We start from the raw sequence: 23,850 nt of genomic DNA on the forward strand, positions 1-23,850 counted from the left end.
ACCCGCCGACGCCCGTCCCGTCCTACGCGGCGCCCTGGTCCGGAAGGACCGCCGACACCCGGAAGCCGCCCGCGTCCGTCGGACCCGAGACGAAGACTCCGCCCAGCCCGAGCACCCGTTCCCGCATCCCCACCAGGCCGTTTCCGCCGCTGGGCAGCCCGGCGTCGGCCGTGCCACCGTCCGACGGGCCGTTCTCCACCTGCATGGCGACCTCGTCGCCGCGATGCGCGAGCCGGACCCATGCCTTCGCGCCGGCCGCGTGCTTGTGCACGTTCGTCAGGGCCTCCTGCACCACCCGGTACGCGGTCTGCTCGACCTCGGGCGCGTACGGGCGCAGCTCGCCCTGCACCGACAGCTCGACCGTCATCCCCGCCTCCCGGGACTGCGCGACGAGCAACTCCACCTCGGCCAGCCGGGGACCGTCCTCCACGGCCGCCGCAGCCGCCGCGGCAGCCGCCCGCCCCACCGAAGCGAGGGGCACCCGGCCCGTCGGCGGCGCGGACAGGGCGTCCCCGCTGCGCAGGACACCGAGCATCTCGCGCAGTTCCGTCAGCGCCTGGCGGCCCATGTCACCCACCAGCGCCGCGTTCCGCACGGCCTTCGCCGGGTCCTTCGGGGCGACCGCCTGAAGGGCCGCCGCGTGCACGACCATCAGGCTCACCCGGTGCGCGACCACGTCGTGCATCTCCCGGGCGATCCGGGTCCGCTCCTCCGTGCGCGCCCACTCGGCCCGCTCCTCGGCCCGGTCGGCCAGCAGCGACAGCTCCCGCTCCAGCGAGTCCGCGCGCTCCCGCAAGCTCTCCATGAGCCGTCTTCGCGCCCCTATATAGAGGCCGAACAGCAGGGGCGGCGCGGTCAGCCCCAGCGACATGAAGAGGGACACCAGCGGTACGTACCAGTCACCCGGGCCGAAGTCGGCTCCCTCGGTGACGTTCTGGCGCAGCCGTACGTACGTGACGATGAACGTGCCGACCAGTGACATCCCGGTCAGCACGACGGTGATCCTGCGCGGCACGTCGGACGCGGCCAGCGTGTACAGGCCGACGATGGCCATCAGGAAGCCCATCTCGGCCGGCGTCGTCGCGATCGACACCAGCACCACGGCGATCGGCCACCGTCTGCGCACCAGCAGTACAGAGCCCGCCAGCAGGCCGAACAGCACGCCGAACGGCACCGGCAATCCGGTGTCCCCGGCGAACACCACCCCCTCCAAGGCACACTCCAGCGCCGAAACCGACGCCAGTCCCACGTCCAGGGCGACACTGCGCCGCCGCTCCCACCACCAGTAGCCGCGGGTGGTCGGTCCCGCCGCTTCCCGGTCTGCCCCCGTTGCGGTCATGCCGTCCAGCCTACGGGCGGGCGCACCTCATTTTCGGGTGACTCGAGCAGCACGTGCCGTAGTCGAACAGAGGTGGAACACGCGTTGATAGCCGGAAATGGTGAACCGACCACCCATTCGACCTGGACGTCCGCATTCCGGACGAGGCTTGCGGCATGACGGAAATCACCGGCAAGTACGCCGACTTCGAGGGGCTGCGCGCGCAGGCGGTGGCCCTGCGCCGGGAGGGTCTGAGCCTCCGGCAGATCCGGGACCGCCTGAAGGTCTTCAACAACGACATCCTGAACCGCCTCGTCCAGGGCGAACCCGCTCCGGAGTGGACTAGGCGCCCGAACGCCAAGGACGACCTTCGCGACAGGGCCCGGGAGCTGCGCCTTCAGGGCATGACCTACGACCGGATCCAGGCGGAACTGGGCTGTTCCAAGAGTTCGATCTCCCTCTGGGTACGGGACCTCCCGAAACCGGAGCCGCGCTATACGGACGAGGAGCGCCGCACACTCATGAACGCCGGGCTGGCACGGCTGCGCGCATCTCAGGACGAAGAGCGACACGAGACGAAGCACCGCGCACGCGAGGCCGTCGGCACGCTCTCGGACCGCGAACTGTTCATCGCCGGAGTCGCTCTCTATTGGGCCGAAGGAGCCAAGGACAAGGCATACAGTCGCCGAGAGAGCCTCCAGTTCATCAACAGCGATCCCAACGTGATCACGCTGTATCTGCGCTGGCTCGAACTGCTCGAGGTCCCACGTGAGCGCATGCGCTTCCGGGTCAGCATCCACGAATCGGCCGATGTCACCGGGGCTGAGCAATTCTGGGCCGAGCTGGCAGGCGTACCCGCCTCGGCATTCCAGAGAGCGACCCTGAAGAAGCACAACCCGAAGACCACCCGGAAGAACACCGCCGAGGCATATCGAGGCTGTCTGGTCATCTACGTCACGAAGAGCACCGATCTGTATCGTCGCGTAGAGGGCACTTGGTACGGCATAGTGTTGGGTGCTGGTCCGGCAGCCTGACGTAATGTCCGGTTCCGACTAGTTTCATCCCCCATGGTGTAATCAGGCAGCACTGCGGTTTTTGGTACCGTATGTTCAGGTTCAAATCCTGATGGGGGAGCTCGCACGGGCCCCGACCTCACGGTCGGGGCCCGCACTCATGTCCGCTCCGTACACCCCCGGTATCCTGCGGATGTCCACCACCCGAAGCCGAAGGGCATTCCCGTGAGCGCCACCAGCCCGGCAGCCGTCGTCGTCCTCGCAGCGGGTGAGGGCACCCGCATGAAGTCGAAGACCCCCAAGGTCCTGCACGAGATCTCCGGGCGCTCGCTCGTCGGACATGTCGTCGCCGCCTCCCGTGAGCTCGACCCCGAGCACCTCGTCGTGGTCGTCGGCCACGCGGCGGAGCGGGTCACCGCACACCTCTCCTCGGGCGACGCCCCCGTACGCACCGCCTTCCAAGCCGAGCAGAACGGCACCGGCCACGCCGTCCGGATGGGCCTCGAAGAGCTCGGCGGGGCCGTCGAGGGCACCGTGATCGTCGTCTGCGGCGACACCCCGCTGCTCTCCGGCGAGACCCTCGCCGCGCTCGCCGCCACCCACGACGCCGACGCCAACGCCGTCACCGTGCTGACCGCCGAGGTCCCGGACTCCACCGGCTACGGCCGGATCGTCCGAGACGCGGCCAGCGGCGCGGTCACCGCGATCGTCGAGCACAAGGACGCCACGGACGCCCAGCGGGCCATCCGGGAGATCAACTCCGGGGTGTTCGCCTTCGACGGGCGCCTGCTCGCGGACGCGCTCGGCAAGGTGCGCACGGACAACAGCCAGGGCGAGGAGTACCTCACCGACGTGCTGTCCATCCTGCGCGAGGCAGGACACCGCGTGGGCGCCTCGGTCACCGCGGACCACCGGGAGATCCTCGGCATCAACAACCGGATCCAGCTGGCCGAGGCCCGGCGACTGCTCAACGAGCGGCTCCTGGAGCGCGCCATGACGGCCGGCGTGACGATCGTCGACCCGGCGTCGACGCTGATCGACGTCACGGTGACGTACGAGCCGGACGCGATCGTGCACCCCGGCACCCAGCTGTACGGCTCGACCCATCTGGCCGAGGACGCCGAGGTCGGCCCGAACTCCCGGCTCACGGACACGATCGTCCACGCGGGCGCCCGCGTGGACAACACGGTCGCGGACGGGGCGGAGGTCGGCCCCGGTGCGACGGTCGGCCCGTTCGCCTATCTGCGGCCCGGCACGAGGCTCGGCGCGAAGGCCAAGGCCGGTACGTACGTGGAGATGAAGAACGCCACGATCGGCGAGGGCACGAAGGTTCCGCACCTGAGCTACGTCGGTGACGCGACGATCGGCGACCACACCAACATCGGTGCCGCCAGCGTCTTCGTGAACTACGACGGCGTGGCCAAGCACCACACGACCATCGGCTCCCACTGCCGCACCGGGTCCGACAATATGTTTGTGGCTCCTGTCACGGTCGGGGACGGCGTCTACACCGCGGCGGGCTCGGTCATCACCAAGGACGTACCGGCCGGTTCGCTGGCCGTCGCCCGGGGCCAGCAGCGGAATATCGAGGGTTGGGTGGCCCGGAAGCGTCCGGGAAGTGCCGCCGCGCAGGCCGCTCAGGCCGCGGCCCAGGACACCAACGGCGAAAGCTGACCGGAAACAGGTGCGCCGGACACGGCGTACCGTGATAGATGCTCACCCATTTCGGCTGGCTCGTTGCACATCGGGACCTATGCGTGCAGCGCCAGATACACGTCTGAGGAGACTGTGCTGTGACCGGGATCAAGACGACCGGCGAGAAGAAACTGATGCTCTTCTCCGGCCGCGCCCACCCCGAGCTGGCCGAGGAGGTCGCACACCAGTTGGGTGTCGGCCTCGTGCCGACGAAGGCTTTCGATTTCGCCAACGGCGAGATCTACGTGCGCTTCCAGGAATCCGCCCGCGGCGCCGACTGCTTCCTGATCCAGAGCCACACGGCTCCGATCAACAAGTGGATCATGGAGCAGCTGATCATGCTGGACGCGCTGAAGCGCGCCTCGGCCCGTTCGATCACGGTGATCGTGCCGTTCTACGGCTACGCCCGCCAGGACAAGAAGCACCGTGGCCGCGAGCCGATCTCGGCCCGTCTGGTCGCCGACCTGATGAAGACGGCGGGTGCGGACCGCATCCTCACCGTGGACCTGCACACCGACCAGATCCAGGGCTTCTTCGACGGCCCGGTGGACCACCTGTTCGCGCTGCCGATCCTCGCCGACTACGTCGGTGCCAAGGTCGACCGCTCGAAGCTGACGATCGTCTCCCCGGACGCCGGCCGCGTACGGGTCGCCGACCGCTGGTGCGACCGCCTGGACGCCCCGCTGGCGATCGTCCACAAGCGCCGCGACAAGGACGTACCGAACCAGGTCAGCGTCCACGAGGTCGTCGGTAACGTGAAGGGCCGGGTCTGTGTCCTGGTCGACGACATGATCGACACCGGTGGCACGATCTGCGCCGCCGCGGACGCCCTGTTCGCCCATGGTGCCGAGGACGTCATAGTGACCGCGACGCACGGCGTGCTGTCCGGCCCCGCCGCGGACCGCCTGAAGAACTCCAAGGTCAGCGAGTTCGTCTTCACGGACACCCTGCCGACCCCGGGCGAGCTGGAGCTCGAGAAGATCACCGTGCTGTCGATCGCGCCGACGATCGCGCGCGCGGTGCGCGAGGTCTTCGAGGACGGTTCGGTCACGAGCCTCTTCGAGGAGCAGGAAAACCACTAGCGGAACCGCGGTACCGCAGAGGTACCGAAGATCCACTTTGGGCGCGGCCTCCCCGCCGGGTAGACTCAGCGAGTTGCTCGGCGAGGGAGGCCGTACTCATAAGTACGGTGATCCGTTATCGACGCGCTCTTCGTAGCAGGCGGCCTGTCGTACGGGCCGGGTGACGTCCGACTTTCGTCATCTCACGAGGAGTGCACCATGGCTGAGATCAAGCTCGCCGCTCAGGTCCGTACCGAGTTCGGCAAGGGCGCCGCCCGCCGTACCCGTCGTGCCAACCTGGTTCCCGCGGTCGTCTACGGCCACGGCGCCGAGTCCGTCCACATCACGCTGCCGGCCCACGAGCTGCAGCTCGCGCTCCGCACCGCCAACGTCCTCATCGGTCTCGAGATCGAGGGCAAGGACGCCCTGGTCATCCCCAAGGCCGTGCAGCGCAACGCCCTCAAGGGCAACATCGAGCACGTCGACCTCCTGACCGTGAAGCGCGGCGAGAAGGTCAACGTCGAGATCGCCGTGCACGTCGAGGGCGAGCTGGCCCCGGGCGGCAACCTGCTGGAGTACGTTCAGAACACCCTGCTCGTCGAGGCCGAGGCCACCCACATCCCCGAGTCCGTCACGGTCTCCATCGCGGGCCTGGACGCCGGCGACTCGATCCTCGCCAAGGACATCCCGCTGCCCAAGGGTTCCGTGCTGGCCGGTGACGAGGACGCCGTCGTGCTCCAGATCGTCGCCGCGCAGGCCGAGGAGCCGGCCGCCGAGGGCACCGAGGCCGCCACCACCGAGGCCTGAGTCCCACCCGGCGCGCCCCAGCGCCACTGATCCACCGCTTCACCGCTTCACTGCTTCACTGACGGGGCGGCGGACCCTTACCGGGCCCGCCGCCCCGTTCGCCTGTCATCAGCCGACGTACGCGAGGAGACCGAGCGCAGATGTCCGATGCAACCGACCCCTGGCTCATCGTGGGCCTGGGCAATCCGGGTCCCGAGTACGCAGCGAACCGGCACAACGTCGGTTTCATGGTCGCCGACCTCCTCGCCGAGCGGATCGGCGGGAAGTTCAAGCGGGCACAGAAGGCCCAGGCGCAGGTCGTCGAGGGCCGGATGGGGCCGCCCGGACCCGCGAGCCGCCGGGTGATCCTGGCCAAGCCGATGTCGTACATGAACCTGTCGGGCGGGCCCGTGACCGCCCTCCGGGACTTCTACAAGGTGCCGACGGACCACATCGTGGCCGTCCACGACGAGCTGGACATCGATTTCGGCACGCTGCGGCTGAAGCTGGGCGGCGGCGACAACGGGCACAACGGGCTGAAGTCGATGACGAAGTCGATGGGCCCCGACTACCACCGCATCAGGTTCGGGATCGGCCGGCCGCCGGGCCGGATGCAGGTGGCCGACTTCGTGCTGAAGGACTTCTCGTCCACGGAGCGCAAGGACCTCGCCTACCAGGTGGACCGGGCCGCGGACGCGGTGGAGGCGCTGCTCGCCGAGGGGCTGGAGCGGGCGCAGTCCACGTACAACTCCTGACATTGGCGCCGATCCCAGGATCATTTTCGGCCACAGGTTGACCGAGAGCATGGGTCTGCCCAAGGATCTGCCCCCATGAAGCGGAGCTCCTCCCACCGCCTGGTGGCCCACGGCCGTGTCGTCGCCGCGGGCTGCATCGTCCTGCTGATGCTCGTCGCGGGCGCCTGGGCCTCGTGGAACACCGCGCACCACATCGTCCTGTCCAAGGGGCGCGAGCACGGCACCATGACGGTGACCGGGTGCGAGGACACGGCGTGCACCGGGTCGTACGAACCGGATCAGGACTCGCCGAAGCGCTCCCGGGTGACGATCGGGAAGTCCGTCGCCGCGGAGAAGGGCGACCGCTTCCCGGTGGTCGTGAAGCCGGGCACCGGCGAGGTCGTCCGCACCGGCACACCGGGGTTCCTGCATGCCTGGGTGCCGTTCGGCGGTGCGCTGCTGCTCTCCGCCCTCCTGATCGGGGGCGGTCTGCGGCTGCCCCGGCTCGCCTGGGGCGTCGCGACCGCGGGCGCGGTCCTGCTGATGGCGACGTTCATCGCCCTCTGACAGGACCGCACCCGCGCAACGGATCAGCCGGTGTTGCGCAGACCCGCCGCGACACCGTTCACGGTGAGCAGCAGGGCCCGTGCGAGCAGCGGATCGGCCTCTTCGCCGCGCTCGGCGGCCTGGCGCTGGCGGGCCAGCAGCGAGACCTGGAGGTACGAGATCGGGTCCAGGTAGGCGTCACGGATGGCGAAGGTCTGCTGGAGCACCGGGCTGGTGCCGAGCAGTTCGGTGCCGCCGGTGATCTTGAGGACTTCCTTGACCGTCAGCGCGTGCTCGGCCTCGATGGAGTCGAAGACGTGCTTGAGCTCGTCGGGGACGAGTGTGTCGACGTAGTGCCGGGCGATGCGCAGGTCGGTCTTGGCTAGCGTCATCTCGACGTTGGAGAGGAAGTTCCGGAAGAAGTGCCACTGTTCGTGCATCTCTTCCAGGACGGTGTCCAGGCCGGCCTCGCGCAGCGCCTTGAGGCCGGAGCCGACGCCGTACCAGCCGGGCACGATCTGCCGTGACTGGGTCCAGCCGAAGACCCACGGGATGGCGCGCAGGCCGTCGAGCGAGACGCCCGAGCCGGGGCGGCGGGAGGGCCGCGAGCCCAGGTGCAGGTCGGCGAGCTGGTCCACCGGGGTGGAGGCGAGGAAGTACGTCGGCAGGTCCGGGTCCTCGACCAGCTTGCGGTACGCGTCGTGCGCGGCGTCGGAGACGGTGTCCATGGCCGCGTCCCAGCGGGCGAGTGCCTCGTCGGACTGGCGGGGCGCGGTGTGCAGCGCGGACGCCTGGAGGGTGGCCGCGACGGTCAGCTCCAGGTTCTCCCTGGCGAGCGCGGGGATGAGGTACTTGTCGGAGATGACCTCACCCTGCTCGGTCACCTTGATCTCGCCCTCCAGCGTGCCCCAGGGCTGCGCGAGGATCGCGTCGTGCGAGGGGCCGCCGCCGCGGCCGACGGTGCCGCCGCGGCCGTGGAAGAGCCGCAGCCGTACGCCGTAGCGGTGCGCGACGTCACGCAGCCGGCGCTGCGCCCGGTGGATCTCCCACTGCGAGGTGGTGATGCCACCGAACTTGGAGGAGTCGCTGTACCCGAGCATGACCTCCTGCACGTCCCCGCGGAGGGAGACGAGCCGGCGGTACGACGGGTCGGCGAGCATCTCGTCGAGGATGACGTCGGCGGCCTTGAGCTCGTCGGTGGTCTCCAGGAGCGGCACGATGCCGATCTTGGCCCAGCCGCCGTGCAGGTCGAGCAGACCGGCCTCGCGGGCCAGGACGGCTGCCGCGAAGACGTCGTCGGCACCCTGGCACATCGAGATGATGTACGACTCGATGACCTCGGGGCCGAAGCGCTCGAAGGCTTCCTTGATGGTGTGGAAGACGCCGAGCGTCTTCTCGCCCGCGGCGTCCAGCGGTGCCGGGGTCGGGGCGAGCGGACGCCGGGAGCGCAGCTCCTTCGCGAGGAGCTTCTGCCGGTAGTCGCGCGGCATGTCGGCGTAGCGCCAGGACTCCTCGCCGAGCCGGTCGAAGAGCTGGCCGAGGGCGTGGTGGTGGGCGTCGGCGTGTTCGCGCACGTCCATGGTGGCGAGCTGCAGCCCGAACGCGGACAGCGTACGGATGGTGCGGTCCATCCGGCCGTCGGCGAAGATCCCGCCCTTGTGCTCGCGCAGCGAGGTCTGGATGAGGGCCAGGTCCGCGATGAGCTCGGAGGTGCCGAGGTAGTCGCAGCCCGGGCGGTGCGGGGTGCCGGAGGCGAGGCGCTCGCGGGTGTTGACGAGCTTCTGCCGGATGCAGGTCGCCTTGAGGCGGTAGGGCTCCTCGGCGTTCAGCCGCTTGTAACGGGGGCTGATCTCGGGGAGGCGTTCCAGGTCCGCCTGGAGGGAGTCCAGCAGCTCGTCGGTGGCGCCGGTGTAACGGATGGAGTTGGAGAGCAGGCCGCGCAGGTAGTCGATGAGTTCGAGCGCGTCGGTGATGCCGTGCTCGTGCTGGAGGATCAGCACCTCCCAGGTGACGGCGGGCGTCACGTTGGGGTTGCCGTCGCGGTCGCCGCCGATCCAGGTGCCGAAGGTGAGCGGGCGGGTGCCCGCGGGCAGCTCGACGCCGACCCGCTCCAGCTCGGCGGCGAGGTCCTCCAGGACGTCGCCGACGGCGTTGGCGTGCAGCTCGTCGAGGTAGTAGATCGCGTTGCGGGCCTCGTCGGCGGGCTCGGGCCGCACCACGCGCAGCTCGTCGGTCTGCCAGATGAGGTCGATGTTCTCGGCGAGCCGCAGGTCGTGACGGCGCCGGTCGGCCTCGATGACGGGGGTTTCGAGCAGTTCGGCGATGCGGCGGAGCTTGTTCAGTACGGAGCGCCGCGCGGCCTCGGTGGGGTGCGCCGTGAAGACCGGGCGCACGTTGAGGTTCTTGACGGTCTCGCGCAGGTGCTGCGGGTCCGCGTCCTTGAGCCGGTCGGCGGTACGGGCGAGGAGCCCGCCCTCGGCGGCCCGGCGGTCGCGCATCTCGTGGGCGCGGTGCACCTGCTCGGTGACGTTGGCGAGGTGGAAGTAGGTGGAGAAGGCACGCACGAGCTGCGCGGCGGTCTCCAGGTCGGTGTCGCCCAGCAGCTCGGCGGCGGCCTCTCCGTCGGTGCGGGTCAGGGCGCGGACCCGCTCGACGAGGTCGAGGAGCTCCTGGCCCTCCTGGCGTACGAGCGTCTCGCCCAGCAGATCACCGAGGCGGCGGATGTCGGCCCTCAGCTCGGCGCTGGCGGCGGGGGTCTGGTCGGCACTGCTCACAGGTGCGGCTCCTTGCAGTGAATAGAGGAGGTGCGTCGCGTCAGCGTCTCCCTGGACGGGTGGTGGCGGGAGACGGGTGGGCACGTCTGTCAGGGGGACCGGGGCTGCTGCGGTGCGTCGCCACCCCGGGAAAGCAGAGTGCGGACCGCGCTGTCCGACTCTCCCAGGATAGGTGTCCGTGCCGGGGGCGTGCCGCGCAGCCCTCGCGGGTAGCCGCGGAAGGACTGCCGTGACGCGGCTCTCGTACTGCGGGCCTCACCGCTGCCATACTTACCAGGCCGTAGGTTACGGATGCGTAGCCTGCAGAATCCGTCGCACTTCTCACCCCCCAGGGGACTCCCCATGCCCACCAGCCCCACTGTGCTCGACGCCCCCACCCTCCCTCCCGCCACGCTCGGCGGCGACAAGAAGCGGTCGGTCGAGCAGATCGCCCTGCTGCTGTTCATCGTGGTCCCGTTCGTGGCCCTGGTCGCGGCGGTGCCGCTCGCCTGGGGCCGTGGCGTCAGCTGGCTCGACCTGGGCCTGCTGGTCGGGATGTACTTCATCGGCTGCCACGGCATCACGATCGGCTTCCACCGCTACTTCACGCACGGCTCCTTCAAGGCGAAGCGTCCGCTCCGTATCGCCCTGGCCGTCGCGGGTTCCCTCGCGGTCGAAGGTCCCGTGGTGCGCTGGGTGGCCGACCACCGCAAGCACCACCGCTTCTCCGACGCCGAGGGCGACCCGCACTCGCCGTGGCGGTTCGGCGAGACGCTGCCGGCCCTGCTGAAGGGACTGTGGTGGGCGCACATCGGCTGGATGTTCGACGAGGAGCGGACCTCGCAGGAGAAGTACGCCCCCGACCTGATCAAGGACCCGGCGATCCGCGGCATCTCCCGTCACTTCCTCACCTTCACCATCGTCTCGCTGGCGATCCCGCCGCTGGTCGGCGGTCTGGTGACGATGTCCTGGTGGGGTGCGGCGACCGCGTTCTTCTGGGGCTCGCTGGTACGGGTCGCACTGCTGCACCACGTCACGTGGTCGATCAACTCGATCTGCCACGCGGTCGGCAAGCGCCCGTTCAAGTCCCGTGACCGTTCCGGGAACGTGTGGTGGCTGGCGGTCCTGTCCTGCGGCGAGTCCTGGCACAACCTTCACCACGCGGACCCGACGAGCGCACGGCACGGCGTGATGAAGGGCCAGATCGACTCAAGTGCCCGGCTGATCCGCTGGTTCGAGCAACTGGGCTGGGCGTCCGACGTCCGCTGGCCCGATGCGGCCCGTATCGACGCCCGCCGCAACCCCGCGCCCGCCGACGCGGCATGATTGACGACGTGGCGACCGACGGCAGCACAGACAGCGAGAAGAGCAGGCCCTCCCCCGTCCGCCGGACCCGACGGGTCCGGATGACCGGAAAGGAGCGCCGCGAACAGCTGCTGGACATCGGCCGTGCCCTCTTCGCCGACAAGGGCTTCGAAGGCACGTCGGTCGAGGAGATCGCGGCCCGCGCCGGGGTCTCCAAGCCGGTCGTCTACGAGCACTTCGGCGGCAAGGAGGGTCTTTACGCCGTCGTGGTCGACCGCGAGATGCGCCAGCTGCTGGACATGGTGACGAGCGCACTGACCGCCGGCCATCCGCGCGAGCTCCTCGAACAGGCGGCGTTCGCGCTGCTGGACTACATCGAGACGTACACGGACGGCTTCCGCATCCTGGTCCGCGACTCCCCGGTCGCGCAGTCCACGGGCACGTTCGCGTCGCTGATCAGTGACATCGCCACCCAGGTCGAGGACATTCTGGGCCTGGAGTTCAAGGCACGCGGCTTCGATCCGAAGCTGGCGCCGCTCTACGCGCAGGCCCTGGTCGGCATGGTCGCGCTGACCGGCCAGTGGTGGCTGGACGTCCGCAAGCCGAAGAAGGCGGAGGTCGCGGCGCATCTCGTGAATCTCTGCTGGCACGGCCTGGAGAACCTGGAGTCGAAGCCCCGCCTGATAGGGCACCGCAAGAACTGACGTCCCCGCCTCCGGCGACACGGGCCGCGCACCCCCGGAAACCCGGGGGTGCGCGGCCCGTCGCGCTGCCGGTCACCGACGGCGCGTCACTCTTTGTGAGGACGCCACTCGAATCCGACCGCTACCGTGAGGGAGCAGGACCAGAATCCCGTCCATGGGAGGAATCATGACCGCCGAACCGATGGCCGGGCACAGCAGCCGCTGGCCGGTGCCACCCCAGGACGGATACACGGTGGACGATCTGTTCACCCTGCCCGATCTCCCGCCGCACACCGAGCTGCTCGACGGGAGCCTGGTTTTTGTGAGTCCACAGCGGCGTTTCCACGCCAAGATGATCGACCTGCTGATGAACGGCCTGCGCAGCGCGATCCCAGGAGACCTCAAGGCCGAGCGCGAGATGACCGTGGTGCTGGACCAGCGCAACGGCCCCGAACCCGACGTGTCCGTTGTCCGAGCCGCAGCCGCCACTGATCTCGAACAGACCCGCTTCCACGCCGCCGACGTCCTTCTCGCCGTCGAGGTGGTCTCCCCCGACTCGGAGGCCCGGGACCGTGATGCCAAGCCGCAGAAGTACGCCGCGGCCGGTATCCCGAACTTCTGGCTGGTCGAGATGGCCGGCACCGACCACCACCCGGTGGTCCGGGTCTATGAGCTGGACCCGGTCTCCAAGGCGTACGCCCTGACCGGCATTCATCACGACCGGCTCAAGACCGGCGTTCCGTGCCCCATCGACATCGACATCACCCTGGACGCGCTCGATCAGCTCTGATCGCTCGACCCCGGCCTGCGCGCCACCGCGAAGATGCGGCGGAACGGGAACACCGTGCCGTGCGGGCCGGCCGGGTAGGCGGTGCGGAGCAGGGCGGCGTATTCGGTGAGGAAGGCGTCACGGGCCTCCGGGTCGTCGGCGAGGGCCGTGAGGACCGGGCGCAGGGCGGTGCCCTTGACCCAGTCGAGGACCGGGTCCTCGCCCTGGAGCGTCTGGAGGTAGGTGGTCTCCCAGACGTCCGCCTCGCAGCCGAGGGAGCGCAGGCGCGTCAGGTAGTCGGCGGGCTCCAGGACCGCGGCCGTGCGGTCACCGACGCCGCGCAGGCGGGAGCGCCAGCGGGGGGATTCGCGGAGGCCGGCCAGCAGGGTGTGGCTGGGGGCGTTGAAGTTCCCGGGCACCTGGAAGGCGAATGTGCCGCCGGGGGTGAGTGCGTCCAGCCAGACGGGGAAGCGGTCGGCGTGGCCGGGGACCCACTGGAGCAGGGCGTTGGAGACGATCAGGTCGTACGGCTCCGGGGGCTCCCAGGTCGCGGCGTCGGCCTCGGCGAAGTCCAGGAGCGGACGGGCGTGGGCGGCGGCGCGGGCCAGCATCTGCGGGGAGTTGTCGTAGCCGGTGATGCGGGCCCGTGGCCAGCGGTCGGCGAGCAGGGTGGTGACGTTGCCCGCCCCGCAGCCCAGGTCGGCGATACGGGGCGCGGGGTGGCCCGGGAGCTCGCCGATGCGGGCCAGGAGGTCGTGGAAGGGGCGGGTGCGGTGGTCCGCGTGACGCAGGTACTGCTGCGGATCCCAGAGGGGTGCGGTCATGGGGGCCAGGATGATCCCCAAAGTATCTTGATGTCAAGAGACTCGAATTCAAGAGACTCTATGTCGACAGACCCTCTACACTGATCCACATGGAGGACGAGGTCGACCGGCTGGTCGCTGCATGGCGCCGAGAGCGCCCCGACCTCGACGTGGAACCACTCGAGGTCCTGAGCCGCGTCTCCCGCCTGGCCCGCCACCTCGACCGGGCCCGCAGGATCGCCTTCGCCGAGCACAATCTGGAGCCGTGGGAGTTCGACGTACTGACGTCGCTGCGGCGCGCGGGCGCCCCGTATCAGCTCTCCCCCGGCCAGCTCCTGACCCAGACGCTGGTCACCTCGGGCACGATGACCAACCGCATCGACCGGCTGACGAAGAAGAACCTCGTCGAGCGCCTCCCCGACCCGAGCGACCGGCGCGGCGTGCTCGTGCGGCTGACCGCCGAGGGCCAGGACAAGGCCGACCAGTCCCTGGCCGGCCTGCTCGATCAGGAACGCGCCATCCTGGGCGAGCTGTCCCGCCACCAGCGGAGCGAACTGGCGGGACTGCTACGCCAGTTGACCGCCCCGTTCGACAACGTTCCCGGCTAGGACCTCACCGGGCAGCGGAGCGACCGTCAGGTCGGCCGGCCCGACACCGGCCCGCCGCGCCAGCGCCACCGCGGCCAGCGTGGAGTGCACGCCCAGCTTTCCCAGCACGTTCTGCATGTGCGTACGCACCGTGTGCGGGGAGAGGAAGAGACGCTCCGCGACCGCCTTGCGGCCCAGGCCCGCGACCATGCACCGCAGCACCTCGCACTCGCGCGGGGTCAGCGACTCGATGAGACGCTCGCTCTCGGTTCGGTGCTTGCGCGCCGCCGTCAGCTCCCGCAGGACACCGGTCAGCAGCGCGGGCGGCAGATGGGTCTCGTCGCGAAGGACGCCCCGGATGACCGCCAGCAGCCGTTGCAGCGAACAGTCCTTGGCCACCCAGCCGGACGCACCGGCCTGGAGCGCCGCCGCGGCCCGGCGCGGATCGTCCCGCTCGGCGAGCACCACCGTACGGACGGACGGCTGTCCCGCACGGACACCGGCGACCAGCGAAATGCCGTCGACCAGGCGGTTCTCCCCGCTGTTCGGCACGGGGACGGCGCGGGCACCGCCCGTTGCCAGGATGCCCAGTTCGGCATCGACCAGCAGTACGTCGTACGCACGGCCTTCGGCGAGCGCGCGCTCCAGACAGCGCAGCGCGGCCGGGCCACTGCCCGCCGCCGCCACGTCCACGTCCGGTTCGGCCGCGAGAGCCGCAGCGAGCGACTCGGCGAAGATGCGATGGTCGTCGACGACCAGAACCCGGATACGAGCCACAGACACCCCCATCGTGGGGACCGACAACTACGGGTACGACGCCCGGAACTTTCCGGTGGCCCACAGCTCACGGCCGCCGCCGCGCACCGCATGCCACCCCGTCCCGGGCGTCGTACCCGACTGTCTCGTCCCCTGAATCGGCACCGGCCCCCACCGGTGCTGAGCATCAGCGTACGGGCGGGGGCCGGGAGCGGAAGCGAATTCACAGAACTGGTCGCCCAGGGTGTTTAGGGTGTGATTCATGTTCCGTCTTGAGACAGAAGTAGACAAAGAACGTCGCACTCTGCTGAGCGGGCAACTGCGCATCGACAACAGAGCCGCGTCACCGGAGCTGCGCGCCCTGCTCTCCACCCCCGCGGAACACGAAGTCCCCCTGGAGGTCTGGCTCCTGGACGAGGAGGGCGGCATCGTCGGCGGACTGTGCGGACGGACCTGGGCGTACTGGCTCCACGTCGACCTGCTCTGGGTGGAGGCCGGCCACCGCGGGCTCGGCCTCGGGGCGCGCCTGCTGGCCGAGGCCGAGAAGGTCGCCCGAACCGAACGGTTCTGCACCGACGCGCGCCTGGAGACCTGGGACTTCCAGGCCCCCGCCTTCTACCGGAAGCACGGGTACGAGGTGGCCGGGCGGGTCGACAACTACCCGCCCGGCGTCACCGAGTTCATCCTCGTCAAGCGCCTCGTCGAGAGGCCCTGAAAACAGGCCCTAGCGAAGCCTGCGGGCACCGGCGGACGGTACGGCGGGGAAGACGCCCGGCGCGGCGTATCCGGCCGAGGCGAACGCCTCCCGGACCGACTTGGTGATCGTCTCGGCGTCCGCCTCCTCGACCAGCACGATCGCCGAGCCGCCGAAGCCGCCACCGGTCATCCGGGCACCGAGCGCCCCGGCCGCGTTCGCCGTGGAGACCACCAGGTCCAACTCCGGGCAGGAGACCCGCAGATCGTCGCGGAGCGAGACGTGGCCCTCGTTGAGCACCGGGCCCGCCGCACGCACCTCACCGGCGTCGAGCAGGGCGATGACCTGCTCGACCCGGTGGTTGTCACCGACCACGTGGCGCACGTACCGCACGACGGACTCGTCGGCCCCGGCCGAGGCCAGGGTGGCGAGCGCGGCACCGAGACCCTCGTACGGGAGCTCGCGCAGGGTCCGCAGGCCGAGGAGCCGGGCGCCCTCCTCGCAGCCGGCCCGCCTCTCCGCGTACGCCCCGTCGCCCAGGGCGTGCTTGACCCGGGTGTCGACGACCAGGAGCTGCAGTCCCTGGGAGGCCAGGTCGAAGGGGACCTGGCGCTGGCCGAGGTCGCGGGTGTCGAGGTGAAGGGCGTGGCCGTCGGTGCAGCAGGCGGAGGCCATCTGGTCCATGACGCCGCAGGGGACGCCGACGAACGCGTTCTCCGCGCGCTGGCCGATCACCGCCAGTTCGGCGCGGCTCAGGCCCAGTTCGAACAGGTCGTTCAGGGCGAGCGCGGTGACCACTTCGAGGGCGGCGGACGAGGAGAGACCGGCGCCGGTCGGGACCGTGGAGGTGATCTGGATGTCCGCACCGGTGACCGGGTGGCCGGCCTCCCGCAGCGCCCAGACGACACCGGCCGGATAGGCCGCCCAGCCGTGCCCCTCGTGCGGGGTCAGCTCGTCGACGCGCAGCTGGACCACACCGCCGGGGACGTCGGTGGAGTGCAGCCGCAGCTCGCCGTCGGTGCGGCGGGCGACGGCCGCGCGCGCGGTGTGCGGGAGGGCGAGCGGCATCACGAAGCCGTCGTTGAAGTCGGTGTACTCACCGATCAGATTCACCCGTCCGGGTGCGGCCCACACCCCTTCGGGGGCCTTCCCGTACAGCTCCGTGAAGCCGGCCTCGAGGTCGGCGGATCCGGAAGTCATGAGGTGGTGGACTCCTCTCTGCGGGCGAACGCCCAGGCGTCCGCGACGATGCCGGCCAGATCGGCGCGGGACGGCTGCCAGCCGAGGCGCTCCCTGGCGGTGGCGGCCGAGGCGACGAGCACGGCCGGATCGCCGGCGCGGCGGGGGGCCGGGGTCTCGGGGACGGGGTGACCGGTGACCTGGCGGACGGTCTCGATGACCTCGCGCACGGAGAAGCCGTTGCCGTTGCCCAGGTTGCAGATGAGGTGCTCGCCGGTGGCCGCGGCGTCCAGGGCCAGGAGGTGCGCCTCGGCGAGGTCGGCCACGTGGATGTAGTCGCGGACGCAGGTGCCGTCCGGGGTCGGGTAGTCGTCCCCGTACACGGAGATCGTGTCGCGCTGCCCGAGGGCGACCTGGAGGACGAGCGGGATGAGGTGCGACTCGGGGTGGTGCCGCTCGCCCGAACTGCCGTACGCGCCCGCCACGTTGAAGTAGCGCAGCGAGACGGCGGCCAGCCCGTGCGCGGCGGCCTCGCCGGTGATCATGTGGTCGACGGCGAGCTTGCTCGCGCCGTACGGGTTGGTCGGCGCGGTCGGGAACGCCTCGGTGATGGGGCTGGACGCGGGCTCGCCGTAGGTCGCGGCCGTGGAGGAGAAGACCAGGGTCCGCACGTCGGCCGCGCGCATCGCGGCGAGCAGGGCGGTGGTCCCGCCGACGTTGTTCACCCAGTACTTCTCCGGGTCGACGACGGACTCGCCGACCTGGGAGTACGCGGCGAAGTGCAGCACGCCGTCGTACGAGCGGTCCAGCCACTTGGCGGCGTCCTGGATGCGGCCCTCGACGAACTCGGCCCCCTCCGGGACGCCCTCCCGGAAACCGGTCGAGAGGTCGTCCAGGACGGTCACCGCGTGGCCGGCCTCCAGCAGATGCGCGGCGACCACGCTTCCGACGTATCCCGCGCCGCCGGTCACCAGGTACTTCTTCCGGGAGTTGCTCACTCGCTCGCTACCTCTCGCAGTCGCTGGGCCGCGGCCTCCGGCGGCACGTCGTTGATGAACACGCTCATACCGGATTCGGAGCCCGCGAGGAACTTCAGCTTGCCGGAGGTGCGCCGAATGGTGAAAAGCTCCAGGTGCAGCGCGAAGTCCTCCCGGCCGGGGACCCCGAACGGGGCCTGGTGCCAGGCCGAGATGTACGGGGTCGGCGGCTCGCCGGGGCCGAAGATCCGGTCGAACCGCCTCAAGAGTTCCAGATAGATCTGTGGGAACTCTGTGCGGGCGGCCTCGTCGAGGTCCCGCAGGTCGGGGACGCGGCTGCGCGGGTACAGGTGCACCTCGTACGGCCAGTGCGCCGCGTACGGCACGAAGGCCACCCAGTGCTCGCCCGAGAGCACCACGCGGGCGCCGTCGGCGAGCTCCCGGGCCACGACGTCGTCGAAGAGGTTGCGGCCGGTCTCCTCGCGGTGCCGCTGCGCCGAGCGCATCATCTGGCCGGTGCGCGGGGTGACGAAGGGGTAGCCGTAGATCTGGCCGTGCGGGTGGCCGAGGGTGACCCCGATCTCGGCGCCCCGGTTCTCGAAGCAGAACACCTGGGTGACCTGGTCGAGCTCGGCGAGTTCGGCGGTGCGGTCGGTCCACGCCTCCAGCACCAGGCCCGCCTGCTCCTCGGTGAGGTCGGCGAACGAGGCGTCGTGGTCGGAGGTGAAGCAGACCACCTCGCAGCGGCCCGAGTCCCCGGCGAGGGAGGGGAAGCGGTTCTCGAAGACGGCCACGTCGTAGTGGCTGTCGGGGATCTCGCTCAGCCGGTCGCCCTCGGAGGGGCAGAGCGGGCACTCGTCGGCCGGCGGGTGGTAGGTGCGCCCCTGACGGTGCGAGGCGATGGCGACGCTGTCGCCGAGGAGCGGATCGCGGCGGACCTCCGAGGAGGTCGAGACGGCGTCGAGCGGTCGGCGGTCGATGGCATCGCGGACGGTGTCGTCCGCGGAGTCGTAATAGATCAGCTCACGGCCGTCGGCGAGGCTCGTAACCGTCTTCTTCACCAGGTTCCTCCAAACATAACCAAACATAAGAAACCACAAGCCAACACGGGCGTCAATGGCAGCGAGGGGCTTCCGAAAGGTCATGTGAATGCGGAACCGAACCTGTGAAGTTATGTGAGCGAGAGGGGTTCATACGCCTACATATCGCCTCAATTCCGCGCCACCCGATCACGATCGAACAAAGAACGTCATCACAACTGTTCATTTTATGAACGCAAAGGCGTAGGTTCCGTCGGGTTCAGTTCGCGCAACGAAGCGAGTACCCCCCATGCACTACCTGGCCGAAGGGCTCCGGCTCCCCACGAACGGGCTCGATTACACGATTCTGGCGATCTACTTCGTCGTGGTCCTGGGCATCGGCTTCGCCGCCCGTGCCAGCGTGAAGACCAGCCTCGACTTCTTCCTCTCCGGACGGTCACTGCCCGCCTGGGTGACCGGTCTGGCCTTCGTCGCGGCCAACCTCGGTGCCACCGAGATCCTCGGCATGGCGGCGACCGGCGCGCAGTACGGCGTCGCGGTCGTCCACTGGTACTGGATCGGGGCCATCCCGGCGATGGTCTTCCTGGGCCTCGTGATGATGCCCTTCTACTACCGCTCGAAGGTGCGCTCCGTACCGGAGTTCCTGCTCCAGCGCTTCGACAAGTCCGCCCACCTGCTGAGTTCCATACTCTTCGCCTTCGCGGCGATCCTGATCGCGGGCGTGAACCTCTACGCCCTGTCGATCGTCGTGGAGGCGCTTCTCGGCTGGCCGCAGTGGGTCGCGATCGTCGTCGCGGGCTTCTTCGTCCTGATCTACATCACGATCGGCGGGCTCTCCTCGGCGATCTACAACGAGGTGCTGCAGTTCTTCGTCATCCTCGCCGCGCTGATCCCGCTCACCCTGCTGGGGCTCAAGCGCGTCGGCGGCTGGGACGGACTGACCGGATCCCTGGAGAAGAGCCACGGACCGGACTTCCTCTCCGCCTGGGGCGGCACCGGCATCGGTGACGCCAACCCGCTCGGCGCCAACTGGCTGACGATCATCCTCGGCCTCGGCTTCGTGCTCTCGTTCGGCTACTGGACGACGAACTTCGCCGAGGTCCAGCGCGCCCTCTCCGCGAAGAACCTGTCGGCCGCCAAGCGCACTCCGCTGATCGCCGCCTTCCCAAAGATCTTCATCGTCTTCGCGGTGATGATCCCGGGCCTGGTCGCCGCCGTCGTCGTACCGCAGATCGGCACGCCGGAGTCGGACCTCACGTACAACGACGCCATCCCGCTGCTCATGCAGGAACTCCTGCCCAACGGGGTGCTCGGCATCGCGGTGACCGGTCTGCTGGCCGCGTTCATGGCCGGCATGGCGGCGAACGTGTCCTCGTTCAACACGGTGTTCACGACCGACATCTGGGCGCGCTACGTGAAGAAGGACCGGCCGGACGCGTACTACCTGCGCTTCGGACGGCTGATCACGGCGATCGGTGTGCTGGCCTCCATCGGCACGGCCTTCATCGCGGCCAGCTTCTCCAACATCATGAGCTACCTCCAGACGCTGTTCTCCTTCTTCAACGTCCCGATGTTCGTGGTGTTCATCATCGGCATGTTCTGGAAGCGCGCCTCGATGAAGTCCGGTGTCTGGGGACTCGTCGCGGGCACCACCGCCGCGATGGTCAACTACTTCTGGATCTACAAGGGCGGGGTCATCGACATCCCGACCGACCAGGGCGCCAACTTCGTCTCCGCCATCGTCGGATTCGTCGCCGGGGCCGTCGTCATGGTCGCCGTCACGCTCTTCACCGCACCGAAGCCCGAGGCCGAACTGGCCGGCCTGGTGTACGGAACGGAGTCCCCGGACACCGACGAGGTGCCGGACGAGGCCGACAGCGCCTGGTACCGCCGCCCCGCCCTGCTCGGCTGGGGCGCCATCGTCCTCGCCGCCCTCTGCTACCTGCCCTATTCGCTCTGATCGGAGGCACTCACCATGACCGACCTGCACACGGAAGTCTCCGCACTGGAGCGCAAGTCCGCGACCGCGGCCCGGCTCTTCGACATCCGGAGGATCATCGGCGGCCTCTTCGTCCTCTACGGCGTGATCGTCACCATCGCCGGGCTCAGCCCGTCCGAAGCGGACCTGAAGAAGGCCCAGGGCGTCCACATCAACCTCTGGACCGGCCTCGCCATGCTGGCACTCGGGCTGTTCTTCCTGATCTGGATGAAGCTGCGCCCCGCCGTCGCACCGGCCGACGTCCCGGACCCGGCCCGCGCCGACGTCGCACCGGCCGCCGTGCCCGAGCCGGCCGACGGCTGACGCACCCTCGTCCGCCGCAGGGGCCCTGCCTCACCCGCTCAGCCGGGGAGGTCGGGCCCCTGCCGCGTATCCGAGGCCGCCCGGTCCAGCAGCCCGGTACGGGCGGCGAGTGCCGCCGCTTCCAGGCGGGAGCCCACGCCCAGCTTCATGAGAACCCGCTGCACATGCGTCCGCGCGGTGCTCGACGCGATCCCCATGCCCGCCGCGATGAGCCGGGTGTCCTCGCCCTCCGCGACCCGCACGAGCACCTCGACCTCGCGCGGGGTGAGCATCCGCAGCAGCCGCTGGCCCTCGTCGTCCGGCTGGACCGCCGGGTTGAGCAGCTCCGCGAAAGCCGCCCTGAGCAGTTGCGGCGCGACCGCGCTCTCCCCCGCCCTTGCCTTGATGATCGCCCGTTCGACGCCTTCTATGCGTTCGTCGTGACGGACGTATCCGGCGGCCCCCGCGGCGAACGCCGCCGCTATCCCGCGCGGGCTCGGCACCGGGCCGAGCACCACGACCGCCACCTGCGGGCGCTCCCGCCCGATGCGGACGATCGGGTCGAACGCCCCCGGTTCGGCGGGCGTCGCCGTGCCGAACAGACACACCTCCGGCGCCCTGCTGACCACCAGCTCCGCCGCCCCGGACGTCGGCGCGGCTGCGGCGAGCACCCGGTGCCCGCGCAGTTTCAGCGCCGAGGCGAGTGCCTCGGCGAGCAGTCGGTGGTCGTCGACCACCATGAGCCGCACGCTCATCGAGCAACCCCCATGTACCCCACCCCTGTAATACCCCTGCCGGCCCGGCCCCCCGGCCGTGACCCGGCAAGCTACACGCTTGTTCGACCTTGTGCGCCCCTTAGCCGTCAGAAGCACCCGAGAATGCCGAATTCTGGTTCGTCGACGTGCACTTGACGGGCGGAAAACGACCGGCCCTGCCGGTCGTTTGATCGACCGGCAGGGCCGTGTGCGTGCGGAGAGGGAGGGTTCAGCTGGTGCGGAAGGAGACGACGAGGTACTCCTTGTCGTCCAGCGAGCTCTCGCGCGGCTCGCTGATCATCGTCTCGGACAGGAACAGCTGCCCCTTCGAGTAGACGACCTCGGAGTAGTCCCCGGAGAAGCTGCTCTCCGCGTCGCGGACCGCCTCCTCGCTCGGGTTCTCCATCAGCAGCGTCTCCTTGAAGGTCTCGCCGTCGATGGAGACGACCTGGCCGCCCTTGTCGTACGGGGGCTGCTTGTAGGCGAGGATGTTGGTGCCGTCCATGCGCAGCGGCGTCAGCGTGTAGCGGTCACCGGCGTCCGCCTTGCCGCCGACGAGCTTGCCCGTGGTCAGGTCGAAGGCGACGATCTCGTTGGTGTCGCCGTACTCGCCACCGCCCTCGTGCTCCTCGGTCGGCACGTACAGCCTGTTGTTGCCGACGGCGAGGTGCTGGCAGGTCTCGACCTCGGTGGATCCGCAGCGGGCCGCGTACTTGTCCGCGTCGGCCGAGATCCGGACGAGCAGCTTGCCGGTGGCCGCGTCGATCGAGAAGAAGTCCGAGATGCCACTGCCGTCACCGGCGGTGTCGCCGACATCGGCGGCGACGACGAGCGGCTTGGTCGAGACGATGCTCGCGTACTCGACACCGGGCGGCATCTTGTACGAGGAGATCGGCGCGCCCGTGGTCGGGTTCAGCGACTGGACGGTCAGCTGCGGGTCGTCGTACGAACCGCACTTGCGGACCGTGGCCAGGGCCTCGCCGCCGCCGTAGCCCATGTCGTAGCAGCCGTCCGCGTCGGCGGTCGGCTTCCACAGCTCGGCGCCGGTGGTGAGGTTGAACGCGGCGCCGCCATTGGTGCCGCCGGCGGCGACCGTGCTGCCGCTGACCGTGACCTCGTCGTACCTGACGGGCTCGTCGCCGCCGGTGGCCGCGGTGACCGACTTGCTCCAGATCAGCTTGCCGGTGGCCAGGTCGAGCGCGCCGACCTGGTTGCAGGGCTGGTACTTCTTCGCCTTGGTCGGCTTACCCGCCTCGAAGACGACGGCCGTCTTGAAGTCCTTGCTCATGTGCTTGGACGCGGAGCAGACCTGGCCGGGCAGCGGGATCGACCAGAGCTTGGTGCCCTTGGCCGGGTCGTAGCCGACGATCTCGTACACGCCGGTCTTCACGTACGCCTTGTCGGTGAGCCAGGAGCCCGCGACCGTCGTGGTGTCGGTGACCTTCGGCTGCGGGAGCTGGAAGCCGACCGTCGACTTGGTGTTCGCCGGTGCCTTCTCGTCGCCGCCGCCGAGTCCGCTGCCCTCGCCGCCCTTGTTCTCGCCGCCGGTCGTGCCGGCCGAGGACGCCTCGGTCTTCTTGCCGGTGCCCTCGTCACCGCTGGTGGCGGAGTAGACGACCCCGGCGCCGATGATCAGCACGACGGCCGCAGCCGCCGCGACGATGATCTGCATCTGGGTGCTGAACTTCTTGCCGCCGTTCGCGGCGGGCTGTCCCGGGTACTGCGGCTGCATGGGCGCGGTCGGATAGCCGTACCCCTGCTGGGGCATGCCCGGCTGTCCGGGCGGCGGGGTCTGCGGGAATCCGTACCCGGGCTGCGCCGGGGGCGCGCCGGGCGGCGGGGTCTGCGGGTAGCCGTATCCGGGGTTCTGCGGCGGCATGCCCGGCGGGGGCGCCTGCGGGGTGCCGTAGCCACCCGGAGCGGGGGCCTGGGGGGCGGGCGGGGCCTGCGGGGCGGGCGGCGGCTGCTTGCTGAAGCCGTCGGACGGCGGCGGGGTCTGCGCGCCGAATCCACCGGGCGGGGGGCCCTGCGGGGCACCGAATCCGCCCTGGGGCGGCTCGTTGGACGGCTGGGGCGGCTGGGTCATGGAGTGCTTACCTCTGAAGGAAGGGGACT

The 23,850-nt window shown here is 69.9% G+C and carries 22 protein-coding genes and 1 tRNA gene; 14 read left to right on the top strand and 9 right to left on the bottom strand.

Going from position 1 to position 23,850, the window contains the following annotated elements:
* Positions 1-22: 22 nt before the first annotated feature.
* Complete coding sequence (locus OG230_RS14400; RefSeq protein ID WP_328910600.1) at positions 23-1,339, bottom strand: sensor histidine kinase; 1,317 nt, start codon at positions 1,337-1,339, stop codon at positions 23-25.
* 155 nt (positions 1,340-1,494) lie between these two features.
* On the opposite strand from OG230_RS14400, the gene OG230_RS14405 reads away from it, so the two are divergent.
* The 7 genes from OG230_RS14405 to OG230_RS14435 all read left to right on the top strand — a co-directional run bounded on the left by OG230_RS14405 (position 1,495) and on the right by OG230_RS14435 (position 7,174).
* Positions 1,495-2,352 (top strand): hypothetical protein, encoded by an 858-nt coding sequence (locus OG230_RS14405; RefSeq protein WP_328910601.1) that lies wholly within the window; start codon positions 1,495-1,497, stop codon positions 2,350-2,352.
* A 27-nt stretch (positions 2,353-2,379) separates the two neighbouring features.
* Positions 2,380-2,452, top strand: a tRNA-Gln gene (locus OG230_RS14410).
* 104 nt (positions 2,453-2,556) lie between these two features.
* The gene (gene glmU, locus OG230_RS14415) at positions 2,557-4,005 is read left to right on the top strand and encodes a bifunctional UDP-N-acetylglucosamine diphosphorylase/glucosamine-1-phosphate N-acetyltransferase GlmU (protein ID WP_328910602.1); all 1,449 of its coding nucleotides are present in this window, start codon (positions 2,557-2,559) and stop codon (positions 4,003-4,005) included.
* A gap of 119 nt (positions 4,006-4,124) precedes the next feature.
* Positions 4,125-5,108 (top strand): ribose-phosphate diphosphokinase, encoded by a 984-nt coding sequence (locus OG230_RS14420; protein WP_328910603.1) that lies wholly within the window; start codon positions 4,125-4,127, stop codon positions 5,106-5,108.
* A 198-nt stretch (positions 5,109-5,306) separates the two neighbouring features.
* Positions 5,307-5,894 carry a 50S ribosomal protein L25/general stress protein Ctc gene (locus tag OG230_RS14425; RefSeq protein WP_328910604.1) on the top strand — a complete coding sequence of 196 codons (588 nt, stop codon included), beginning with the start codon at positions 5,307-5,309 and terminating at the stop codon, positions 5,892-5,894.
* A 140-nt stretch (positions 5,895-6,034) separates the two neighbouring features.
* On the top strand, positions 6,035-6,628 hold the full coding sequence (pth, locus tag OG230_RS14430; RefSeq protein ID WP_328910605.1) for an aminoacyl-tRNA hydrolase: 594 nt from the start codon (positions 6,035-6,037) through the stop codon (positions 6,626-6,628).
* A gap of 75 nt (positions 6,629-6,703) precedes the next feature.
* Positions 6,704-7,174, top strand: coding sequence for a hypothetical protein (locus tag OG230_RS14435; RefSeq protein ID WP_328910606.1), 471 nt, complete (start codon positions 6,704-6,706; stop codon positions 7,172-7,174).
* Between the two features lie 23 nt (positions 7,175-7,197).
* Here OG230_RS14435 and ppc read toward each other — a convergent pair whose 3' ends face one another.
* Positions 7,198-9,927 carry a phosphoenolpyruvate carboxylase gene (gene ppc, locus OG230_RS14440; protein WP_328910607.1) on the bottom strand — a complete coding sequence of 910 codons (2,730 nt, stop codon included), beginning with the start codon at positions 9,925-9,927 and terminating at the stop codon, positions 7,198-7,200.
* Between the two features lie 342 nt (positions 9,928-10,269).
* Here ppc and OG230_RS14445 point away from each other — a divergent pair, with 342 nt between their 5' ends.
* The 3 genes from OG230_RS14445 to OG230_RS14455 all read left to right on the top strand — a co-directional run bounded on the left by OG230_RS14445 (position 10,270) and on the right by OG230_RS14455 (position 12,684).
* Positions 10,270-11,232: an acyl-CoA desaturase gene (locus OG230_RS14445; RefSeq protein WP_328910608.1), complete on the top strand. Its 963-nt coding sequence runs from the start codon at positions 10,270-10,272 to the stop codon at positions 11,230-11,232.
* Complete coding sequence (locus OG230_RS14450) at positions 11,229-11,915, top strand: TetR/AcrR family transcriptional regulator (RefSeq protein ID WP_328910609.1); 687 nt, start codon at positions 11,229-11,231, stop codon at positions 11,913-11,915. Before OG230_RS14445 ends, OG230_RS14450 begins: the two co-directional genes overlap by 4 nt.
* A 166-nt stretch (positions 11,916-12,081) precedes the next feature.
* Entirely contained in the window at positions 12,082-12,684 is a 603-nt protein-coding gene (locus OG230_RS14455) for a Uma2 family endonuclease (protein WP_328910610.1), read from the top strand.
* On the opposite strand, the gene OG230_RS14460 is transcribed toward OG230_RS14455, so the two are convergent.
* Positions 12,675-13,487 carry a trans-aconitate 2-methyltransferase gene (locus OG230_RS14460; protein ID WP_328910611.1) on the bottom strand — a complete coding sequence of 271 codons (813 nt, stop codon included), beginning with the start codon at positions 13,485-13,487 and terminating at the stop codon, positions 12,675-12,677. The genes OG230_RS14455 and OG230_RS14460 overlap by 10 nt on opposite strands.
* An 89-nt stretch (positions 13,488-13,576) precedes the next feature.
* Here OG230_RS14460 and OG230_RS14465 point away from each other — a divergent pair, with 89 nt between their 5' ends.
* Positions 13,577-14,074 carry a MarR family winged helix-turn-helix transcriptional regulator gene (locus OG230_RS14465; protein ID WP_328910612.1) on the top strand — a complete coding sequence of 166 codons (498 nt, stop codon included), beginning with the start codon at positions 13,577-13,579 and terminating at the stop codon, positions 14,072-14,074.
* On the opposite strand, the gene OG230_RS14470 is transcribed toward OG230_RS14465, so the two are convergent.
* Positions 14,033-14,842, bottom strand: coding sequence for a helix-turn-helix transcriptional regulator (locus tag OG230_RS14470; RefSeq protein ID WP_328910613.1), 810 nt, complete (start codon positions 14,840-14,842; stop codon positions 14,033-14,035). The two genes, OG230_RS14465 and OG230_RS14470, sit on opposite strands and share 42 nt — an antisense overlap.
* Before the next feature lie 229 nt (positions 14,843-15,071).
* On the opposite strand from OG230_RS14470, the gene OG230_RS14475 reads away from it, so the two are divergent.
* Complete coding sequence (locus tag OG230_RS14475; RefSeq protein WP_328910614.1) at positions 15,072-15,524, top strand: GNAT family N-acetyltransferase; 453 nt, start codon at positions 15,072-15,074, stop codon at positions 15,522-15,524.
* 9 nt (positions 15,525-15,533) lie between these two features.
* Here OG230_RS14475 and galK read toward each other — a convergent pair whose 3' ends face one another.
* From galK to galT, 3 genes are read right to left on the bottom strand one after another with little or no spacing between them, the layout of a single operon-like run.
* Positions 15,534-16,703 carry a galactokinase gene (gene galK / locus OG230_RS14480; RefSeq protein WP_328910615.1) on the bottom strand — a complete coding sequence of 390 codons (1,170 nt, stop codon included), beginning with the start codon at positions 16,701-16,703 and terminating at the stop codon, positions 15,534-15,536.
* On the bottom strand, positions 16,700-17,680 hold the full coding sequence (gene galE, locus OG230_RS14485; RefSeq protein ID WP_328910616.1) for a UDP-glucose 4-epimerase GalE: 981 nt from the start codon (positions 17,678-17,680) through the stop codon (positions 16,700-16,702). The genes galK and galE overlap by 4 nt, the downstream gene beginning before the upstream one ends.
* A complete protein-coding gene (gene galT, locus OG230_RS14490) occupies positions 17,677-18,720 on the bottom strand; it encodes a galactose-1-phosphate uridylyltransferase (protein ID WP_328910617.1) in 1,044 nt (347 codons plus the stop codon). Before galT ends, galE begins: the two co-directional genes overlap by 4 nt.
* A 268-nt stretch (positions 18,721-18,988) precedes the next feature.
* Between galT and OG230_RS14495 the strand changes: the two genes are divergently transcribed.
* Together OG230_RS14495 and OG230_RS14500 are read left to right on the top strand one after the other, a co-directional pair.
* Entirely contained in the window at positions 18,989-20,659 is a 1,671-nt protein-coding gene (locus OG230_RS14495) for a sodium:solute symporter family protein (RefSeq protein WP_328910618.1), read from the top strand.
* 15 nt (positions 20,660-20,674) lie between these two features.
* Positions 20,675-21,001, top strand: coding sequence for a hypothetical protein (locus OG230_RS14500; protein WP_328910619.1), 327 nt, complete (start codon positions 20,675-20,677; stop codon positions 20,999-21,001).
* A gap of 38 nt (positions 21,002-21,039) precedes the next feature.
* Here the strand turns inward: OG230_RS14500 and OG230_RS14505 are convergent, their stop codons facing one another.
* Both OG230_RS14505 and OG230_RS14510 read right to left on the bottom strand, forming a co-directional pair.
* Positions 21,040-21,735, bottom strand: coding sequence for a helix-turn-helix transcriptional regulator (locus tag OG230_RS14505; protein WP_328910620.1), 696 nt, complete (start codon positions 21,733-21,735; stop codon positions 21,040-21,042).
* A 229-nt stretch (positions 21,736-21,964) separates the two neighbouring features.
* Positions 21,965-23,821 carry an outer membrane protein assembly factor BamB family protein gene (locus OG230_RS14510; protein ID WP_328910621.1) on the bottom strand — a complete coding sequence of 619 codons (1,857 nt, stop codon included), beginning with the start codon at positions 23,819-23,821 and terminating at the stop codon, positions 21,965-21,967.
* Positions 23,822-23,850 lie beyond the last annotated feature (29 nt).

The sequence above is a fragment of the Streptomyces sp. NBC_00234 genome (assembly GCF_036195325.1).
In the GTDB taxonomy this organism is placed as follows: domain Bacteria; phylum Actinomycetota; class Actinomycetes; order Streptomycetales; family Streptomycetaceae; genus Streptomyces.

What these genes read in the sequence shown, in the direction of transcription:
- OG230_RS14400 (WP_328910600.1), bottom strand. Translation starts at nt 1,339, where the DNA reads ATGACCGCAACGGGGGCAGACCGGGAAGCGGCGGGACCGACCACCCGC.
- OG230_RS14405 (WP_328910601.1), top strand. Translation starts at nt 1,495, where the DNA reads ATGACGGAAATCACCGGCAAGTACGCCGACTTCGAGGGGCTGCGCGCG.
- OG230_RS14425 (WP_328910604.1), top strand. Translation starts at nt 5,307, where the DNA reads ATGGCTGAGATCAAGCTCGCCGCTCAGGTCCGTACCGAGTTCGGCAAG.
- pth (WP_328910605.1), top strand. Translation starts at nt 6,035, where the DNA reads ATGTCCGATGCAACCGACCCCTGGCTCATCGTGGGCCTGGGCAATCCG.
- OG230_RS14435 (WP_328910606.1), top strand. Translation starts at nt 6,704, where the DNA reads ATGAAGCGGAGCTCCTCCCACCGCCTGGTGGCCCACGGCCGTGTCGTC.
- OG230_RS14445 (WP_328910608.1), top strand. Translation starts at nt 10,270, where the DNA reads ATGCCCACCAGCCCCACTGTGCTCGACGCCCCCACCCTCCCTCCCGCC.
- OG230_RS14450 (WP_328910609.1), top strand. Translation starts at nt 11,229, where the DNA reads ATGATTGACGACGTGGCGACCGACGGCAGCACAGACAGCGAGAAGAGC.
- OG230_RS14455 (WP_328910610.1), top strand. Translation starts at nt 12,082, where the DNA reads ATGACCGCCGAACCGATGGCCGGGCACAGCAGCCGCTGGCCGGTGCCA.
- OG230_RS14460 (WP_328910611.1), bottom strand. Translation starts at nt 13,487, where the DNA reads ATGACCGCACCCCTCTGGGATCCGCAGCAGTACCTGCGTCACGCGGAC.
- OG230_RS14465 (WP_328910612.1), top strand. Translation starts at nt 13,577, where the DNA reads ATGGAGGACGAGGTCGACCGGCTGGTCGCTGCATGGCGCCGAGAGCGC.
- OG230_RS14470 (WP_328910613.1), bottom strand. Translation starts at nt 14,842, where the DNA reads ATGGGGGTGTCTGTGGCTCGTATCCGGGTTCTGGTCGTCGACGACCAT.
- OG230_RS14475 (WP_328910614.1), top strand. Translation starts at nt 15,072, where the DNA reads ATGTTCCGTCTTGAGACAGAAGTAGACAAAGAACGTCGCACTCTGCTG.
- galK (WP_328910615.1), bottom strand. Translation starts at nt 16,703, where the DNA reads ATGACTTCCGGATCCGCCGACCTCGAGGCCGGCTTCACGGAGCTGTAC.
- OG230_RS14495 (WP_328910618.1), top strand. Translation starts at nt 18,989, where the DNA reads ATGCACTACCTGGCCGAAGGGCTCCGGCTCCCCACGAACGGGCTCGAT.
- OG230_RS14500 (WP_328910619.1), top strand. Translation starts at nt 20,675, where the DNA reads ATGACCGACCTGCACACGGAAGTCTCCGCACTGGAGCGCAAGTCCGCG.
- OG230_RS14505 (WP_328910620.1), bottom strand. Translation starts at nt 21,735, where the DNA reads ATGAGCGTGCGGCTCATGGTGGTCGACGACCACCGACTGCTCGCCGAG.
- OG230_RS14510 (WP_328910621.1), bottom strand. Translation starts at nt 23,821, where the DNA reads ATGACCCAGCCGCCCCAGCCGTCCAACGAGCCGCCCCAGGGCGGATTC.